The organism is Neptuniibacter sp. PT8_73, assembly GCF_047778045.1.
Taxonomy (GTDB): Bacteria; Pseudomonadota; Gammaproteobacteria; order Pseudomonadales; family Balneatricaceae; genus Neptuniibacter.
In genome coordinates this window covers 2974340-2992253 of sequence record NZ_CP180545.1, presented here as the reverse complement: position 1 = coordinate 2992253, position 17914 = coordinate 2974340, and the positions used below count along the sequence as shown (strand labels likewise).

At 44.6% G+C, this 17914-nt stretch carries 16 protein-coding genes; 9 read left to right on the top strand and 7 right to left on the bottom strand.

Going from position 1 to position 17914, the window contains the following annotated elements; all coding sequences use genetic code 11:
• The first annotated feature begins 46 nt into the window (after positions 1-46).
• From ACMXYN_RS13520 to ACMXYN_RS13510, 3 genes are read left to right on the top strand one after another with little or no spacing between them, the layout of a single operon-like run.
• Positions 47-1348, top strand: coding sequence for a TolC family protein (locus ACMXYN_RS13520; protein ID WP_415892278.1), 1302 nt, complete (start codon positions 47-49; stop codon positions 1346-1348).
• A complete protein-coding gene (locus ACMXYN_RS13515; protein WP_415892277.1) occupies positions 1345-2826 on the top strand; it encodes an efflux RND transporter periplasmic adaptor subunit in 1482 nt (493 codons plus the stop codon). The genes ACMXYN_RS13520 and ACMXYN_RS13515 overlap by 4 nt, the downstream gene beginning before the upstream one ends.
• Positions 2823-5936, top strand: coding sequence for an efflux RND transporter permease subunit (locus ACMXYN_RS13510; protein WP_415892276.1), 3114 nt, complete (start codon positions 2823-2825; stop codon positions 5934-5936). Before ACMXYN_RS13515 ends, ACMXYN_RS13510 begins: the two co-directional genes overlap by 4 nt.
• A gap of 56 nt (positions 5937-5992) precedes the next feature.
• On the opposite strand, the gene ACMXYN_RS13505 is transcribed toward ACMXYN_RS13510, so the two are convergent.
• Positions 5993-6733, bottom strand: a complete 741-nt coding sequence (locus ACMXYN_RS13505) for a hypothetical protein (protein WP_415892275.1) — start codon at positions 6731-6733, stop codon at positions 5993-5995.
• A gap of 98 nt (positions 6734-6831) precedes the next feature.
• Here ACMXYN_RS13505 and ACMXYN_RS13500 point away from each other — a divergent pair, with 98 nt between their 5' ends.
• Entirely contained in the window at positions 6832-7398 is a 567-nt protein-coding gene (locus tag ACMXYN_RS13500; protein ID WP_415892274.1) for a MarR family winged helix-turn-helix transcriptional regulator, read from the top strand.
• 66 nt (positions 7399-7464) lie between these two features.
• Here ACMXYN_RS13500 and ACMXYN_RS13495 read toward each other — a convergent pair whose 3' ends face one another.
• Both ACMXYN_RS13495 and ACMXYN_RS13490 read right to left on the bottom strand, forming a co-directional pair.
• The gene (locus ACMXYN_RS13495) at positions 7465-7767 is read right to left on the bottom strand and encodes an STAS domain-containing protein (RefSeq protein ID WP_415892273.1); all 303 of its coding nucleotides are present in this window, start codon (positions 7765-7767) and stop codon (positions 7465-7467) included.
• A gap of 261 nt (positions 7768-8028) precedes the next feature.
• Positions 8029-10038: a diguanylate cyclase domain-containing protein gene (locus ACMXYN_RS13490; protein WP_415892272.1), complete on the bottom strand. Its 2010-nt coding sequence runs from the start codon at positions 10036-10038 to the stop codon at positions 8029-8031.
• 208 nt (positions 10039-10246) lie between these two features.
• Between ACMXYN_RS13490 and ACMXYN_RS13485 the strand changes: the two genes are divergently transcribed.
• Positions 10247-11179, top strand: coding sequence for a GGDEF domain-containing protein (locus ACMXYN_RS13485; protein WP_415892271.1), 933 nt, complete (start codon positions 10247-10249; stop codon positions 11177-11179).
• Between the two features lie 31 nt (positions 11180-11210).
• Here the strand turns inward: ACMXYN_RS13485 and ACMXYN_RS13480 are convergent, their stop codons facing one another.
• Positions 11211-12092, bottom strand: coding sequence for a LysR family transcriptional regulator (locus ACMXYN_RS13480; protein ID WP_415892270.1), 882 nt, complete (start codon positions 12090-12092; stop codon positions 11211-11213).
• Positions 12093-12226: 134 nt separating this feature from the next.
• Between ACMXYN_RS13480 and ACMXYN_RS13475 the strand changes: the two genes are divergently transcribed.
• The 3 genes from ACMXYN_RS13475 to ACMXYN_RS13465 are packed head-to-tail and all read left to right on the top strand — an operon-like array spanning position 12227 to position 14667.
• Entirely contained in the window at positions 12227-12823 is a 597-nt protein-coding gene (locus tag ACMXYN_RS13475; protein WP_415892269.1) for an FMN-dependent NADH-azoreductase, read from the top strand.
• A gap of 15 nt (positions 12824-12838) precedes the next feature.
• Complete coding sequence (locus ACMXYN_RS13470) at positions 12839-13819, top strand: glutathione S-transferase family protein (protein WP_415892268.1); 981 nt, start codon at positions 12839-12841, stop codon at positions 13817-13819.
• Complete coding sequence (locus tag ACMXYN_RS13465; protein WP_415892267.1) at positions 13816-14667, top strand: pirin family protein; 852 nt, start codon at positions 13816-13818, stop codon at positions 14665-14667. The genes ACMXYN_RS13470 and ACMXYN_RS13465 overlap by 4 nt, the downstream gene beginning before the upstream one ends.
• A 13-nt stretch (positions 14668-14680) precedes the next feature.
• Here ACMXYN_RS13465 and ACMXYN_RS13460 read toward each other — a convergent pair whose 3' ends face one another.
• Genes ACMXYN_RS13460 through ACMXYN_RS13450 form a run of 3 tightly spaced genes read right to left on the bottom strand, consistent with a single transcriptional unit; the run spans position 14681 to position 16881 of the window.
• Entirely contained in the window at positions 14681-15442 is a 762-nt protein-coding gene (locus ACMXYN_RS13460; RefSeq protein ID WP_415892266.1) for a glycerophosphoryl diester phosphodiesterase, read from the bottom strand.
• Positions 15439-16056: a glutathione S-transferase family protein gene (locus ACMXYN_RS13455; protein ID WP_415892265.1), complete on the bottom strand. Its 618-nt coding sequence runs from the start codon at positions 16054-16056 to the stop codon at positions 15439-15441. The genes ACMXYN_RS13460 and ACMXYN_RS13455 overlap by 4 nt, the downstream gene beginning before the upstream one ends.
• A 9-nt stretch (positions 16057-16065) precedes the next feature.
• Entirely contained in the window at positions 16066-16881 is an 816-nt protein-coding gene (locus ACMXYN_RS13450; protein ID WP_415892264.1) for a hypothetical protein, read from the bottom strand.
• Positions 16882-17111: 230 nt separating this feature from the next.
• Here ACMXYN_RS13450 and ACMXYN_RS13445 point away from each other — a divergent pair, with 230 nt between their 5' ends.
• Entirely contained in the window at positions 17112-17867 is a 756-nt protein-coding gene (locus tag ACMXYN_RS13445; RefSeq protein ID WP_415892263.1) for an EAL domain-containing protein, read from the top strand.
• Positions 17868-17914 lie beyond the last annotated feature (47 nt).

Genomic DNA, 17914 nt, shown 5'->3' with positions numbered 1-17914 from the left:
ACCGCCTATTTCGGTGGTGTTTTGATGTATCAACGGGACAGGATCTATGCGTTTATCCCCACTATTTATCATTAGTCTGCTGACTTTTAGCAGCATTACTCAAGCAGAACTGAGTTTGGATTCTGCTATTCAGAATGCTCTTAGTTCTGATCATTGGAATCAAAGTAGTCTCTATCAGGAACAGGCGCTGCATGCTAAAGCGATCGCGAGTGCTCAATTGCCTGATCCAAAATTAAGGCTTGGGTTGGCGAATTTGCCAACAGATAGTTTTGATTTCCAACAAGAGAACATGACCCAGCTACAGCTAGGTGTCTCACAACAATTTCCTCGTGGTAAAAGCTTGGAGCTGTCACAACAGCAGTGGCAGCAAAAAGCGGCGAAAAGTCCACTACAACGCCAACTTCGTGCAGCTAGTGTGAAACTTAATGTCTCTCAGGCGTGGCTAAAACTGCATCAATCAAAAACGCAGTTGGCCCATTTCAAAGCTAAACAACATATTTTTAGCGAGCTTTTAGCAGTGAGTCGAGCGAATTACCGCTCGGGTAAAGCCTTACGTTATGAGGTATTGGATGCTGAAGTAAAACTTACGCAACTGAAAGACCGTATGCTGCAGTTAGAACAGATGATTCAGGTCCAAAAAGGAGTCTTACAGCAGTGGTTAACGGTTGAATCTTTTGATCAATCTATCGCTACTGGTTTTGATCTAGAGTTACTTGCATCAAGAAATAGTACGCAGGCGGAACAAGATCGATCGATCTTAAAACATCCCCAGATTCAGATTCTGAAACAAAACATTGCGATTGAGGATAAAGCGGTTGATCTAGCGGATCAGGCTTATAAACCTGCATTTAAACTCGATGCAAATTACGGTTATCGAGCTGACCATGATAATGGTCGTGATCGAGCGGATCTCTTCAGTGTCGCTGTGACTATGGATCTGCCGTTGTTCCCTGAGAAGCGCCAAGATCAGCATCGCCGTGCTGCAGTACAGCAGCGGGAAGCGAGTAAAGCGATCTACCTCCTTAAAGCGCGTGAGTTAAGAGCTGAATTAGCTATCGCTAAGGCTAATCTACAAGGCTATGAACAGCGCTTAGCCATCTACAACCAAGCCTACTTAAAGCAGTTAGCAGCCAAACGAAAAGCGGCATTGCGTGCCTACGCATCAGCGGAGTCTGGTTTTAAAACTGTATCAATCGCAGCTATGGAAGAGCTCGAAGCTCAACAGCAACAGATCCTTCTGCAACATCAGGTAGCTATGGCAATCGCGAAGGTGAATTTCTACTTTGCAGGAGAAGACCCAACGGTGATTAACAACGCTCATTTAGCTCAAGGAGGAATGGAAAAATGAATAAAGCTGTTTTAACACTCGGAGCTTTGTTAGTTGGGGCTTCAGCCGGCTACTTTCTGTCGCAGCAAAAAATTGATAGCGCTGATTCCTCAACCGCCGCAAATGATCAGCCTCTATATTGGGTTGCACCGATGGACCCAAATTATAAACGTGATAAACCGGGGCTCTCTCCTATGGGGATGGATTTAGTACCTGTTTATGAAGAGGATCTAGCGGGTGGTGATTCACCGGGGACAATTTCAATCTCCCCAGAGGTTGAAAACAATCTTTCTGTACGCACGGAAGCGGTTTTGTTTAGTCCGTTGCAAGCGCAGTTAAAAACCGTGGGTTATGTCGGGGTTGATCAGGAGAGAGTGACCGATATCCATTCACGTATTTCTGGTTGGGTTGAGCAGGTTAAGATCAGCGTAAAGGGTGAATATGTTGAAAAGGGATCGCTACTGTACGAGGTGTATTCCCCTGAATTGGTGAATGCTCAGGAAGAGTATTTAGCAGCCTTACGCAGCGGTAATCGTTTTTTACGTAATGCGAGTGAAAGTAAATTGGTTGCGCTGGGCGTATCTAAGGCTGTGTTATCAACCTTAAATAAACAGCGTCAGCCTCTACAGAAGTTACCTGTTTATGCGCCTGTATCAGGTTATATCGACCAGATCTCGTTGCGTAGAGGTACGTATATTAAGCCTAATAGCCGTTTATTGACGATCGCGCCTTTAGATCAGGTTTGGGTGACCGCAGAACTATTTGAACGCCAAGGCAGCGCAGTACAGAAGGGCGATGTGGCCGAAATGACCTTAGCTTTTATGCCTGGGGAAATCTGGCGTGGGCAGGTCGATTATGTTTACCCGACGGTTAATCAAAAAACGCGAACACTGAATGTCCGTTTACGTTTCGATAACCCTGATCTTCTGCTTAAACCGGATATGTTTGCTCAGATTACTATCCAGTCGCTACCGACCAAACCTATGCTGAATGTGTCGGATACAGCAGTCATCAAAACCGGTGATCAAGACCGAATTGTTCTGGCTTTAGGAGAGGGTAAATATAAATCGGTTGAAGTTAAAACCGGTCCGAGTATGGCTGGACGCACTGCAATTATTCAGGGCTTATTCCCAGAAGATAAAGTCGTAACATCGGCTCAGTTTATGCTCGATTCCGAGTCTAGTATCAGCTCTGATTTCTTACGCCTGACACCACCGGCTATGGGGCTGATTGATGAAATTTGGGTCGGCGCAACAGTTGAAGAGATCGATCTAGAATCACGCCTCTTAACGATCAGACATGAAGCGATTCGAGAGTGGAAACAGGATGCTATGTTGATGCAGGTTAAAGCTGATGAATCCTTGGATTTAGAGGCTTTACTTAATGCAGGCTCGGTGCAAATCCGTTTACGCGGCGCCAATATGAGCGACTTGCAGCTCACGGATTTTATATTGCCACGCCCTAAAGCCCCAGAAAGTATCCCTGGGGGTAAACTATGATCAAAGGGATAATTTATTGGTCGATACACAATCGTTTTTTTGTTCTGCTGACGACGGTTATTTTAATTGGTTGGGGGGCTTATGCAGTCAAAAATACGCCGATTGATGCGATTCCAGACCTCTCCGATGTCCAGGTAATTATTAAAACTAGTTACCCCGGTCAAGCACCACAAGTGGTGGAGGATCAGGTCACTTATCCACTGACGACGGCGATGTTGTCGGTACCGGGCGCAAAAACAGTTCGTGGCTTCTCTTTCTTTGGGGATTCATACGTTTATGTAATTTTTGACGAAGGGACAGATCTCTATTGGGCGCGTAGCCGAGTATTAGAGTATCTCAGCCAAGTTAGCTCGTCTCTACCTGATAGCGCCAAACCGCAGCTTGGACCTGATGCTACAGGGGTGGGCTGGGTCTACCTATATGCATTGGTCGATCGCACGGGGCAGCATGATTTAGCACAGCTGCGCAGTATTCAGGATTGGTTTTTAAAGTATGAGTTGCAGACCGTGTCCGGGGTATCAGAAGTCGCTCCTATCGGTGGCATGGTCAAGCAATATCAAGTCAAAGTAGATCCGGAAAAACTACGCGCTTTTGATGTACCGCTATCGCATATCAATCAGGCGATTAAACGCGCTAACCAAGAGAGCGGTGCCTCGGTCATCGAAATGGCCGAAGCCGAATATATGGTCAGAGCGAGTGGCTATTTAGATGGCTTGGAAGCGATTAAAAATATTCCATTGGGTGCCACCCCTCAAGGCACGCCGTTATTACTGCAAGACCTAGCTGATGTGACAATCGGGCCTCAGATGCGTCGCGGTATTGCTGAACTTGATGGCGAAGGCGAAGTTGTCGGTGGTGTGGTGGTGATGCGCTTTGGCGAAAACGCGCAGGCAACGATTGAGGGAGTCAAAGCTAAGTTAGAAGAGCTCAAACGTAGCCTGCCTGAAGGTGTAGAGGTCGTCACAGTATATGATCGCTCAGGTCTGATTGATCGAGCAGTGGATAACTTGTTTGAGAAACTCGTAGAAGAGTTTGTCGTAGTTATCATTGTTTGTGCACTGTTTCTGTTCCATTTCCGCTCCTCGTTGGTGGTGATTATCAGTCTGCCTATTGGAATTTTGGCGGCGTTTATCGTCATGTATTACCAAGGGATCAATGCCAACATCATGTCTTTGGGCGGGATTGCCATAGCAATTGGTGCCATGGTAGATGGTGCCATTGTGCTAATAGAGAATGTGCATAAACACATTGAGCGTCGACCGCTAACAGATGAAAACCGCTGGCAGGTTATAGCGGAGGCGTCTGCAGAAGTTGGACCAGCACTCTTTTTCAGTTTGTTGATCATTACTATGAGTTTTATCCCTGTGTTTGCTTTGGAAGCGCAAGAGGGGCGTATGTTCTCGCCTTTGGCTTATACCAAAACTTATGCCATGGCCGCCGCAGCGGGGTTTGCAATTACCTTAGTACCGGTTCTGATGGGTTACTGTATCCGCGGAAACGTGCTTCCAGAAAGTAAGAACCCAGTGAATCGTATTCTCCAAGCGATCTACGTGCCGGTGATTCGTTTAGTCCTAAATTGGCCTAAGTTCACTGTTGTTCTGGCGTTAACGGTTACGGTGATAGGCTTTTGGCCTGTGAATAAAATCGGTAGCGAATTTATACCGCCTCTGGATGAAGGCGATCTGATGTACATGCCAACCACTTACCCTGGAATCTCGATTGGTAAGGCACGAGAGTTACTGCAGCAAACAGATAAGTTGATTCTTACGGTGCCTGAAGTTGAGCGTGTATTTGGCAAAATTGGACGTGCGGAAACCGCGACAGACCCAGCGCCGCTGACCATGATTGAAACCTTTATCACGTTGAAACCACGAGATCAGTGGCGTGAGGGGATGACCACCGAAAAGTTGACCAAAGAGTTGGATAAGCTAGTGAAGTTGCCAGGGCTGACCAATGCTTGGGTAATGCCGATTAAAACCCGTATTGATATGCTGGCGACAGGGATTAAAACCCCAGTTGGTTTAAAGGTTGCAGGGCCTGATCTTAAAGTGATTGAAGATATAGGTAAGCAACTCGAACAGGTGCTGGTGGATGTTGAGGGTACCTCATCTGTTTATTCCGAGCGTGTTGCGGGTGGACGCTACATTAAGGTCGATATCCAACGGCAAAAAGCAGCGCGATATGGTCTTAATATTGCCGATATTCAGTTAGTAATTACCAGCGCTATTGGTGGAAAAAATGTTGGTGAGACCGTTGAGGGTTTAGAGCGTTATCCGATCAATGTGCGTTATCCACAAGCTTACCGCGATTCGGTGGAACAACTGCGTTTGTTACCACTGGTCACTCCGACAGGCGCACGTATCGCTTTGGCGGATGTTGCTGATGTTTGGATAGAGGCTGGACCTCCAGGGATTAAAAGTGAAAATGCTCGGCCTAATGGCTGGACCTATGTCGATATTGAGGGGCGAGACTTAGGCTCTTATGTCGCTGATGCGCAAAAAATCGTGGCTGAGCAAGTCCAGTTGCCACCTGGTTATTCGATTAACTGGTCGGGGCAGTATGAATATCTACTCCGTGCGAAAGAGCGTCTGACTTATGTGATCCCTCTGACCTTAGCCATCATTGTGGTTCTCCTTTACCTTAGCTTTCGTCGATTTGCGGAAGTGGCGATGATTTTAGGGACGCTACCTCTTGCGCTGATAGGCGGGATTTGGATGCTTTACCTAAACCAGTTCAACTTCTCTGTTGCAGTGGGTGTTGGCTTTATCGCTTTGGCGGGTGTGGCGGTCGAGATAGGTGTCATATTACTGGTATATCTCAATCAGGCCTACGAAGAAAAGTGTCGAGAGATGCCAGAAGGCCTTACCCTTCAAGCCTTGCAGGAAGCTATCACTGAGGGCGCTGGTAAGCGCGTCAGACCTATTCTGATGACGGTTGCTACGGTGATCGCAGGCTTACTACCGATTATGTATGGCGATGGAACGGGAGCTGAAATCATGCAACGGATTGCGGCACCGATGGTTGGTGGTATGGCGAGTGCTTTAGTGTTAACGCTGATTCTATTACCGGCCATTTATTATCTGTGGCGAAAGCAACAGCTGCCTAAATAACTATCTAAATAACCACAAAAGGGAGGTTTGACCTCCCTTTATTTTTTTCTTGTTGTTTATTGGTTAACAATTCCAGGCAAGCTTAGATCGCCTGAAGCTACGTCCATTACATTAACTACGCATAATAGTGGCGCGTGCACGCTTTGATTAACTCGCAGGGCAGAAGTGACGCCATCAAACTGTGCTGTTTGGATTGCTTGTGCATTAGCAAAAGCAACTTTCACTTCTAAACTGTCATCTTTAAATGTTGGCTGCCAGCCAGGACTATCCAATAAAATAGGCAGGCCGGGCCAAGTTTTTGGCAATCTTGGTTTTTCTCCTTTAGGGATATCAACCACACCTAGAGCCCCTTTGCCGCATTGATCATTAGGCTTTAACACTACCCAGTGGCTGTGCCAGTCCCAACCATCATTACCTGTATCGCCATCTTGGTTCTCATCATATAAAGGGGTGTCATCAAAATCAGGGTGAGCGGTTACCGCAAGCGCTAGAATGCCTGCTTCGGCTTCAAAACCTACTTCGTAGCTGTCGATATTTGTCGGCCATACGTATGAATAGACTTCAGATCCGGCAAGTTTGCCAATCTTTTTAGGTCGCTCTGATCCTGCTTTACCGTCCACTGCCATATGGAACGTGGCTACATTGCCTTCGGTTGTGATTTTGGCGTGGACTATATCAAACGCCGCCATATTGGCGTTGCCAGATGCTGCTTGAATACCACCATGGTGGCCGGGACCTGCTTGAACTACCGCGGGTAGGGTAAAGATGGAGGTTAAAACGAGATGGCTAAGTTTCATGATGATCTCCTAAATATTGTTTTGAGTCGAAACTATATTTAGTTTGCGTGGATTTTTTGGGCTTGTCAACTATGTTTTGAGTCGATACTATCTGTCTTATGAATTTACTTAGCGTCCAAACTTTATTGGAGCGGATCACTTCATTACTTCGCTCGGAAAACCGTTTAGCACTGCATGAACTGGGTCTACAACCTGTGCAGCTCGATGCCTTGCTCTATCTATCTCTATGTAATCGCTTCTCGGATACGCTCAAAGCTGTGACCGATTATCTAGGGCTTACCAAAGGCACAGTCTCTCAAAGTCTAAAAGTACTTGAGAATAAAGGCTTAATTGAAAAGTCACCTGATCCTAACGATAAGCGTGTTACTCATCTTAAGGTGACTGACGAAGGTCAGAAGACCTTAGATCTATTGTTGCCATCGACTGCTTTGACACAATCGCTATCTAATTTGGGAGAGGCAGAGGAAACTGAACTAGCTGATCTGTTGTGCCGCCTATTGGTTCTATTGCAAAAACAAAACAACTACCGCTCATTTGGGCAATGTAAAACTTGCAGACATAATCAGAAGCGGGAGGACGGTTATTTTTGTGGTTTAACGCAAGAGCTACTGTCTGAAAAAGAGATTACGCTTATCTGTTTGGAGCATGAGGAGAATCAAACCTGAGCCTGCTAAGTTTAAAATCCCTTGCCTCATATAAGGATAAGGGCTTAGGCAAGAAGTCATACTTAATTACGTAACTGTAAAAAGTTGGTCAAAGTTAGCGAGTTTAAGAATACGAAGCGCCGTTTCTGAAGGGCGAACGAGTGTCACTTTGCCATTAATATTTTCAACATGCTCTTTGGCAATCAAGAGCATACCTAAAGCAGAGCTATCGATAAATTTGGTGGATGACAAATTGATAGCGATATTGGTTCTAGGTGTTTTTATATCTCTATATGCATCTCTAAACGCTTTGTGAATGGAGTAATCGAACCGTTCACCAATCGAGATGGTGAGTTCTTGGTTATCCTGATTTAAATGGGTCTGGATCATGTTCGGGCTCCGACTACAGCTTGTACAGAAAAGGTATTATTGAATTAATGATCAATATTTAACCATAGTGTAGGGGGGGCTAACTCGATCTAAATCAATAAACATTCGAAAAATCACAGGAGTTTGGGTATAGGAATAGATTCGAAGGCTATGGGTTTAGAAAAATGCCGATATGCTAGCGAATACAAAGGGTTGCGATTGTAGAGCTGGTTCTAGTTACGACTTATCTAAAGGAATAAAGGAGCGGTAACGACTAACGAGTTAACTTGCTACCTGACGATGAGCGTCTTGATAGTGGTTTGAAAGGTTATCTAATTCCCCGATACAGAAACACGACTTGCCTTTAGCTTTAGCCTCTAGCATGAGCATATCCGCTGCTTTTAATAGCTCATCGCGGCTTTCATTGTTGTGGCGGGATACCGCAATACCAATACTCACACCTAGTTGGCATTGTGCGCCTTTTAATGATAATGGGTGTTTTAGGTTATCGATAATTCGGTTGGCGATCTCTTCCAGTTGATTTTGGTTTTGTGGGTTATGGATCATCAAGACAAATTCATCCCCGCCAATTCTCGCCAAAGTGTCGTTTTGTCTTAGCATTTGGCTAAGGCGGTGACTCACAAGCATTAATGCCTCATCACCTGCTTCATGGCCTAAGTCATCATTGATCGGTTTAAAGTTATCCAGATCGAGATAGAACAGTGCCAGTGAGGTTTTCTCTTTACGGGCCTGATGGAGAGATTGTTCCAGTTCTTGCATAAAGTGACGGCGATTATATAAACCGGTGAGTGGGTCATGCTCAGCCATGTGCCTGATTTTGTTTTCAGCGTTGGTGCGCTTTAACTGCGAGCGAGTATAAAGGTAGGTACCTATGCCTGTGACCAGCGCCAACAGAGCACTGATGATGATCATCAAGTTAAGTCGTTCTAAACTCTTTTGCGCAACAAGTTGTTTGTCTATATAAGTGATCAGTAACCATTGCGGCCAATCGCCCGCATTCTGCTCGAACTGTTCAATACGTTGATCTTGGCTCAGTAAAACTCGGTGGAAAACATAGTAACCGTTCTTCTGTTCTAACGAGCCAATATGCTTATCTGAGAGTGCTTGCCAAAGTTCAGGGTTTAGAACTGGCAAAGGAGGTTGCTGATTATCTTCGTACATAAATGCCCACAGTTTTTCTTTTGACTCCCCATGTAACCAGTAGCCATCCTGATTGAGCATCATGATCTTTCCTTGGCTCAAGCTTTGAGCATCATCGAGATGCTGGATTAGATGGCTGGCATTGAGGTTAATAACGATTAACCCCATGAGATTTTGCAGCGGGTCTTTGACTGGCGTCGCGATACGCGTAATAGGTTTGTGTGGTATCTCGATTTGACCGTGTTCAATATTCAGATCTAATGGCGAAATATAAACTTTACCGTGATCGAGTTTGCCTGTTTCTGGTACGTAATAGCGGTTTATCTTATTTTGCAGATCCTGTTCAGGAACAATTTCAGTACGCTGTTGGCCTTTGTTTATCCGTACTTGTTCACGACCTTTTTCATCAATAAAACGAATTTGGTCGTAACTATGTTTGATATCAACAATGTTTCTAAATTCTAACTGGACTTCAGTAACTGCGTTTTCATTCCCAGATAGATGTCTTACAAAGTCAGGTTGTGAAGCCAGTGTACGGGTGTCTAAAACAGCTTCAGCAATGCGGTAAGTGAGAGCTTTGTCGATGAGCACGAGCTGATCGGCTTCGTTTTTTATGATCTTTTCTTTTAGGTCTTCAGATTGTGTTTGAAAGACATTGATCAGAAATAGCAGCAGCAGTGAAAGGCCAAACAGATAGGAGGTTGAATAGCGAATCTCGATTCTATTTAAGAAGCTGGTTAAGGTATTAGCGTAGGGATAGAAAACGTAGATATAGATCGCTATTGAGCTAACCGATGCGAAAGCTAGAGATTTAAAATCAAACAGTAGAATGTTGTTTAAATGTTCTAGACTGATAATGGATTGCAGTAGGGCCAGAGATAGCTCGATTCCAAAAACGCTGAGGCCTACTTGAAGAAACAGCCACTCTCGAACTTTTCCGGAAGGTTGAATCTGACGGTAATAGGTAAAGATAAATCTAAGAATAACTAGCGAGATCAGCGCAAGAATGGATGCATTGGCGGCTGCTTCGAACCAGTAATATTCGGCATTTAGATGTAATGATGCGATAAATTTAGAAGTGATGCTCTCGGTTATTAGCAACGTAAAAAATAAAATGATAACCGGCATCATCGGAATTACTTCTCGGGAAATTGGGGTAAATTGTATAAAAAGAGCGGCAGATCTTACCAAAAGGTCTGATTAAAAACTAGACAGTTAAATAAGTAGTTCTGAATGCTCTATTGACCCCTATCATGAGATTTTTAGGGGTTATTGTTAGACTTTATATGGGCACTGCCAAGCGGTGTCTATCAGTCAAATTTTAGTGAGAATGTGTCCGTTGATTAAACTAAAAAGTAGTCGTTTAATTTGGATCTCTATTGTTGTCATCTTCCTGTGTCCTGCAGCGGTATTAGTTGCTGCGTTATTGCATGAGGGAGAAATTCCAATCAAAAGCCAAATCGAGCTTCTCGACGTTGCAGGGGAGCTCCTGCTTTTAGTCCTCGTTCAATTCTGGATAGTTACGATCGCCTATGCAGGGCTGCAATTTAGGACCTATATCTACCTACTCTGTGGATTTGGCATCATTGCTATGGCTAATACTGCTGATTTACTCGATGAATTTATTTTCGATCATGTTGGCACGTTAAAATTAATAGAAAATGCGGCTTACCCTTTAGGGATGATGCTTGCGACAGTTGGCTTGTTTAAGTTAAGTCGTGATTACAGTGAATTGCTCAAGAGGGTCAATAAAGACCGAGATGATTGGCGTTGGAAAGCTAATAAAGATCAGCTTACAGGTTTATTTAATCGTCGGTACTTCTTTGAAATCATGCCTGATCTCTTAGAGACCTTAAAGGGTGGAAGTAGGGCGCATACAGCTGCGCTTTTAATGTTAGACATTGATTACTTTAAATCGGTGAATGATCAATTTGGGCATGACAAAGGAGACTTATTACTGCGAGCGGTTGGAGAGACTATCAATAAATTTTGCCACCACGATGATTTTGGATTTCGTCTTGGAGGTGAAGAGTTTGGGGTTTTAATTTCGGGTGCTGATTCAGATGTTGTCTTGCAAGCTGCTGAACGGCTTAGACAGAGAATAAATATAGTTCAAATCAAAACAGAAACAGGGGAACTGGTTTCTCGTACCGTGAGCATTGGGGTTAGTTTGTTACGTTCTAATGACTCAATAGAAAGCTGGATGAAACGATCTGATAACGCACTATATGAAGCAAAAAGTCAGGGACGAAATCGAGTAGTAATCATCTAACTCTTTGATGGTTATCTTTGACGAAAAGCGCTTACAACGTTTGTAAGCGCTTTTGTAATAACTCCCCAAATAGCTTAGTTGCTGGACCTGCATAATCTCCTTCTGCGTAGATCATACACAATTGAACACTCTTCTTTGCTCCAGCGTTTAGTGGGAGTGGTTTGAGTAACCCTTGTTCTAGTTCCCTTTCGATTTTAAGGCTTGGATACCAAGCGTAGCCTAATCCACGGCATGCAGCGGCGATTGAGGTAGTAAAGTTACTCAGTGTCAGGCGTTGCTCCGCACCAAGCCAACCTGAATCGACATCCCTGCTGCCGGAATCCCTAATCACTAGCTGACGATGCAGGCGTAAATCTTTGTGATCTAAAGAGCGCTTAAGCTGATGAAGAGGATGCTCCGGGGTGGCCACAGCGACAAAGGTGATATCTAAAATAGGATCGCCCATAAAACCTGGAGGTATGCGCGATCCAATCACTATATCGGCTTCTTTTTTCAGTAACGCTTCATCGGTGCCACTTAATACCGTTTCGATAAACTCGATTCGGGTCAGGGGGCTCTGTTGTGTAAATTCAGCAATCACATCTAGCATGAGCCATTCTGGAAACAGGGCATCCATAGCGATGCGAATATCCGGCTCCCAGCCTTCTGCAAACTGTTTTGCTAAGTTTTCCATCTGTTGCGCTTCTTCTACTAAAACCCGGGCTCTGCGATAGAGGGTTTTTCCTGCGGCAGTCAAAACCGCTTTACGACCTTCAACTTTAAAGGCTTGCACGCTCAGAGTGCTCTCTAATTTTTGAATTGCGTAGCTGATGGAGGATTGGCTTTTGTTCATCGCTTCAGCTGCAGTTGCGTAGCCGCCATTTTCGACCACCGCGATGAGGCTTTGCCATTGTTCAAGAGTAACTTGAGGCATTATATATCTAATTTTTCGATTGAATTGAGCAAATTATAGCTATTTTTAATCGCTTAATTAAATAAGAGAATGATCCCATCAGTTACAGAGACAGATCTGTAAGAACGAAAGAACAGATTTTTAAGGTGAATTCGATGGCTACATTACTACATATTAAATCCAGCATTTTTGGTAACGGCGGTAAATCAAGTCAGTTGGCTGACAACTTTATTGAACAGTGGTTAGAGAAGCACCCGCAGGGCCAAGTGATTGTCCGTGATTTGGTTGCCGAAGATGTTCCGCATCTGGATGCGGCTGTTATGACGGCATTATCTACACCGGCTGATGAGCGCACTGCGGAGCAGCAAGCGATTGTTGCTCGTTCAGATCTATTTATTACTGAGTTAAAAGCTGCAGATGAAATTGTGATGGGCGTGCCAATGTATAACTTTGGCGTTCCGACTCAGATGAAAGCTTATTTCGATTTGATTGCTCGTGCAGGAGTGACATTTAAATATACCGAGCAGGGGCCGGTAGGTTTAATCGCAAGTAAACCCGTTTACCTATTGGCTACACGTGGTGGTCTATATCGTGATCAGGGCCATGACTTTCAGATCCCTTTTGTGCAGCAGTTCCTTAACTTTATCGGCCTAAGTGAGAGCGAGGTTATCTATGCCGAAGGGCTAAGTATGGGTGATTTGGCCGAAAGCTCGTTAGCCAAAGCTAACCAGCAGATTGCTGCTATCCATTAATTAAGGAGTTACACAATGGGCTTGTTGATTGATGGCCAGTGGCATGACCAGTGGTATGACACTAAGAGTAATAAAGGTGAATTTGTCCGCAACGAATCTCAGTTCCGAAACTGGGTAACTAAAGATGGTAGCGCTGGGCCTACCGGTAAAGCAGGCTTTAAAGCTGAAACTGGTCGTTATCATCTCTATGTCTCTCTTGCTTGTCCATGGGCGCATCGCACGCTTGTTATGCGTGAGTTAAAAGGGCTGACTGATCATATTTCGGTTGATGTCGTACACCCGCTGATGTTTGAACATGGCTGGTCGTTCGAGAGTGATTTTGCGGCGAGTACAGGTGATAGCTTATTCGGACATAATTATCTCCATCAAGTGTATACCCAAGCAGAGCCAAACTATAGCGGACGCGTGACTGTCCCAGTGTTATGGGATAAGCAGACCCATACCATTGTGAATAACGAGTCATCCGAAATTATTCGCATGCTTAACAGTGCTTTTGATGATATTGGCGCAAAGGCAGGAGACTTTTACCCTGAAGTTCTTCGTTCTCAGATTGATGAGGTGAATACGTGGGTCTACGACAAAGTAAATAATGGTGTTTATAGAGCGGGCTTTGCTACCTCGCAAACGGCTTATGATGCTGCCGTAGTTGAGTTATTCACAGCCTTGGATCAGTTGGAAGAGCGCCTGTCACAACAGCGCTTTTTAGTGGGTAACCAATTTACTGAAGCTGATCTGCGTTTATTCACAACCTTGGTTCGTTTTGATCCTGTGTATGTGACGCACTTTAAATGTGATCTACGTCGAATTGCCGATTATCCAGCGTTATCGGGCTATCTACGCGAGATTTACCAGATGGCTAATATCGCTGAAACGGTAGATATGGATCACATCAGGCACCACTACTACCGCAGCCATCGTACGATTAATCCAACGGGTGTGATTTCAGTTGGTCCTGCATTTGATTTAACTGCACCACATGGTCGGGAGGCGCTATGAATAAGTTAGACAATCTACGCAGTATTAAACGCATAATCCCAGCAAAAGACAGTATGGATGGTGCCGGGGTTAAGTTGAAGCGTAGCATAGGCAGAAGCGAGGCTACTCGGATTGATCCTTTTCTAATGCTAGATGCGTTTTCATCGGAGAATCCAGATGATTATTTGGCTGGCTTTCCACCTCACCCCCATCGTGGTTTTGAAACTGTGACTTACATGCTGGATGGGCACATGATCCATCGCGATCATATGGGCAATGAAGGGGATCTAAGAGCGGGCGGTGTGCAATGGATGAAAGCGGGCAGAGGGGTGATTCATGAAGAACGGCCTCAGCGGGTAGACGGTTTGATGCGTGGTTTCCAGTTGTGGATAAATCTACCTGCGGCAGAAAAAATGCAACCGGCCTCTTATCAAAATATTGAACCTGAAGAGGTGCCGCAATTAATCGGTGAAGGTTATGAATTGAAAGTTGTGGCTGGTGAAATAAATTTGGAAGGCCAAGCATTAAAAGGACCTGTACAAAATATCGCTACAGAACCAATGTTTTGTGACCTGCAGCTCGAAGCTGGGCGGGAGATTGAGTTGGCTCTGCCAGAGTCCCATAACGCTGCGATCTACCTTTTTGAAGGTGAAGCTCAGGTGGCTGGGGAGCTAGTTGATTCACACCAAGTATTAGAACTTTCTCAAGGCAAAGGCGTTGTTATCAAAGCACAAAGTGATAGCCGTATGTTGATCTTGGCAGGTAAACCTATTGGCGAGCCGGTGGTTCAGTATGGTCCTTTTGTGATGAATACAATGGCTGAGATAGAACAAGCGCTGAATGATTACCGCCAAAACCGTTTGGTTTAACTATGGTTTTTTATTACAGGGAAACAAAGGCTTCGTTGAGATTATTCGAGCGGATATAGGACTGCATTAACGGCGGATTATCCGTGAAAATTCCATCAACACCCCAGTCAAAAAGCACCGCAACTTGAGTAGGATCGTTACAGGTATAGCAGTAGAGCTCGTAACCGGCTTGTTTGATCACTTGCACATCGCTTTGTGTGATGAGATTGGCATCACAATGCAGGCTGACTGGTTCTAGCATCTCGGCTTTAAGCTGCCATAGTTCAGGGAGATGGTCATAAAGCAGGCCTATCTGGGCTTGAGGGTCTAGCGCCTTATAAGCGCTTAGCAGGTCAAAGTTATAACAGCTGATAATCAACTTTTCGGGTGTCGGCCAATAGACGCTGATCTGCTCAAAGACTCTTTCTGCAACTAGATCCGGCTCTAAATCGAAAGGCTTTATCTCTAGGTTCAGGCCCAGCTGCAGTTCTTGGCAAAGCCTAAGAGCATCCGAAAGGTGCGGCATAGGTTCATCTACCCATTCTGGATGGAACCAACTGCCAGCATCCAGCAAAGGAAGGGTGTCGAAGCTTAAAGCACTTAATGGCCCTTGCTGATTAGTGCAGCGATCTAGATGTTCATCATGAAATAAAACAGGCGTTGAATCTCCTAAAAGAGTGGTGTCGAGTTCGACCCAAGTCACACCGCATTCAGCGGCCATTTGAATACCCGCTAAGGTATTCTCGGGAGCTAAATGTGCAGCTCCCCTATGGCCAATGATACGGCTGGCGATCATGGAATCTGCATACCTCTCTGGACGAATTCAATATGGCCTATCCGTTCCATCCAAGCTTTAACAAACGGAAACTTGTCAGGATCTACATGTTGCCACTCATAACGCATAGCCCATGGGTAGATGGCGAAATCTGCAATTGAAAGCTCATCCCCAATTACAAACTGTTTATTTGATAACTGCGTATCGAGAGTTTGCCATAAGCGCTGGGCTTCGTTGTTGTAGCGTTGTTTGGCATAGTCTGAAGCATCAGGTGCAAAGCGATTAAAGTGATGCGCTTGCCCTAAAAACGGACCAAAACCACCCATCTGCCACATTAACCATTGTAGGCACTCTAGGCGGGCTTGTGGGTCTGATGGGATAAATTCACCGGCTTTCTCAGCTAAATAAATTAAAATTGCGCCGCTTTCAAATAGTTGGATGGTTTCGCCGTTTGGACCTTCATCATCGACTAGAGCAGGGATTTTGCTATTTGGACTAATCGCTTTAAACGCAGGCTCAAATTGTTCTTTCTCGAAAATATTAACTGGATGGACTCGATAGGGAAGGCGAAGGGCTTCCAACATGATGGATATCTTTCGCCCGTTTGGTGTTCCCCAAGTGTATAAATCGATCATCGCAGTGCCTTACAGGTTGATAAAGTGGTGGTAAATGCCGATCAGCTCTTGTTCTGTAAATGTAACAATGACTAACTGCTGACCCGGTTTAATTAAATTGGGGTTCTCACCTAAGATCCCTTTTTGGTAGTTGTAGATATAGGTTTGATCTACTTTGGCTTTTAATACCTGACCTAAAAAGGAGCTACGTTTATCACCTAAAGCTTCATCAGCGTCTTTCGGAATATCTACTGATACTTTCTCTCCTAGTCCTGGTAAAGAAAGTCCTTCAGTAAAGGTGCGCATGAGGCCGTGTTGGATGATCCCCCATAAGCCTTCATCATCCCCCTCATTAACGGCATGAATAAAGTAGACTTTCTGTGCAGAGTTATCGGGATCGTCTAATAACTCCAGCAGCTTGATCTGTTGAGTTGCGACTAAGGCTGTATCTGCGATAGCTGCATTAGTTTTGTTGTTGCTTTTGCCTGTTTTAATTACGCTCAAGTGGCTGCTCACGGCAAATGTTTCACCTTGAGCTTCTGCTGTTGGGTCACTGCCTTGAGAGCTAACGGTTTCTTCCAGAATCTCCGCTTGTGTCGATGTTTTGACAGGGGGAAGTTTAAGAAGCTGCTCTGCCGTTACAAAATTACTCGCTTGCTCTATTTTAATCGGGCTTTCCTGACCCGAAGTTAGACGATCAATATGTTGGCGGGCTTCCTGTTGTGTCGAGGAAGAAGCTTTAACCTCGGTCGTTTCAACTTCATCTGTCGTTTGTTCCTTCTGCGTAAACAGATATCCAGCTACGCCAATACAAACAATCACTAATACTAAAATGAGACGCTGCATAATTTGATCCTAATTAGCTTTGGGTCTCCCACTAATGTAGCGGTTCGCTAGTGATAAGAAAACAGGGTAATCCCTTTGTTCGTATTCTATATATCCAGCAACTTTACCAAGGTGCACGTTGTTGTTGGCGGCTATTTATTGTCAGTGAAGCTAGAGAAATTATTGAATATTTGTTATCTTTGTTAATCGAATTGATACTGATTATTGTTTAGATTTCTGGAATGTGAGCATTGCTAAATTGTAGTTTGAATGTTGTCAGCGGTAGTAGCTTAGAGTTGTTGGATTTAGTTGAGCAGCAAAGATTTGGTGTGGAATATCAGCCCTTAATAGATGCGCATACGGGGGATATTCTTGGGTACGAGGCATTAGCGCGCTTTTATCATGCAGACGGTCGAGCAATTCCGCCTTTAGATGTTTTTCAGGTTTTACACGACAGCCCTCTAATGCTAGCGCAAGTTGAGTTGCAACTTAAGCGCCTGCAGATGCGTTATCGCCCAGAGGGAGTGGCGCTATTTCTGAATCTCGATCCACATGCTTTTTCCGTATGCACTGATGCGAATGGATCGGGTCAAAATGCTATGGTGAATTTGCTTAAGGGCAATACTGATCTGGTTATAGAGTTAATCGAAAACACAGACGTCAACGATGCCAAAATCAGTAATGAGGTTTCGGAGTTGATGCGCAAAAAGGGGATTGCGATTGCACTAGATGATGTCGGTGCGCCAGGCAGCATGATTGCGATGAACATCCTGAGTGAAGTGGATTACATCAAGTTTGATCGTAGTTGGTTGCGCGATGATCTGACTGAAAATATGCAGTTGTTGATAAAAAGTATCATCAGTTTTTCACGTGTTAGTGGTAAAAAGACTGTATTAGAAGGGGTTGAGTCAGCAGAAGATTTGGCAACAGCAATCAAGCTGGGCATTGATTATGTACAAGGTTTTTTCTATCGAGAACTCTTTATTCAAAAGCGATGTTTTGACTGATTAGTCTAAAAATAGGCTACCCTTAAAGCTGTAATTTTAACTTATTG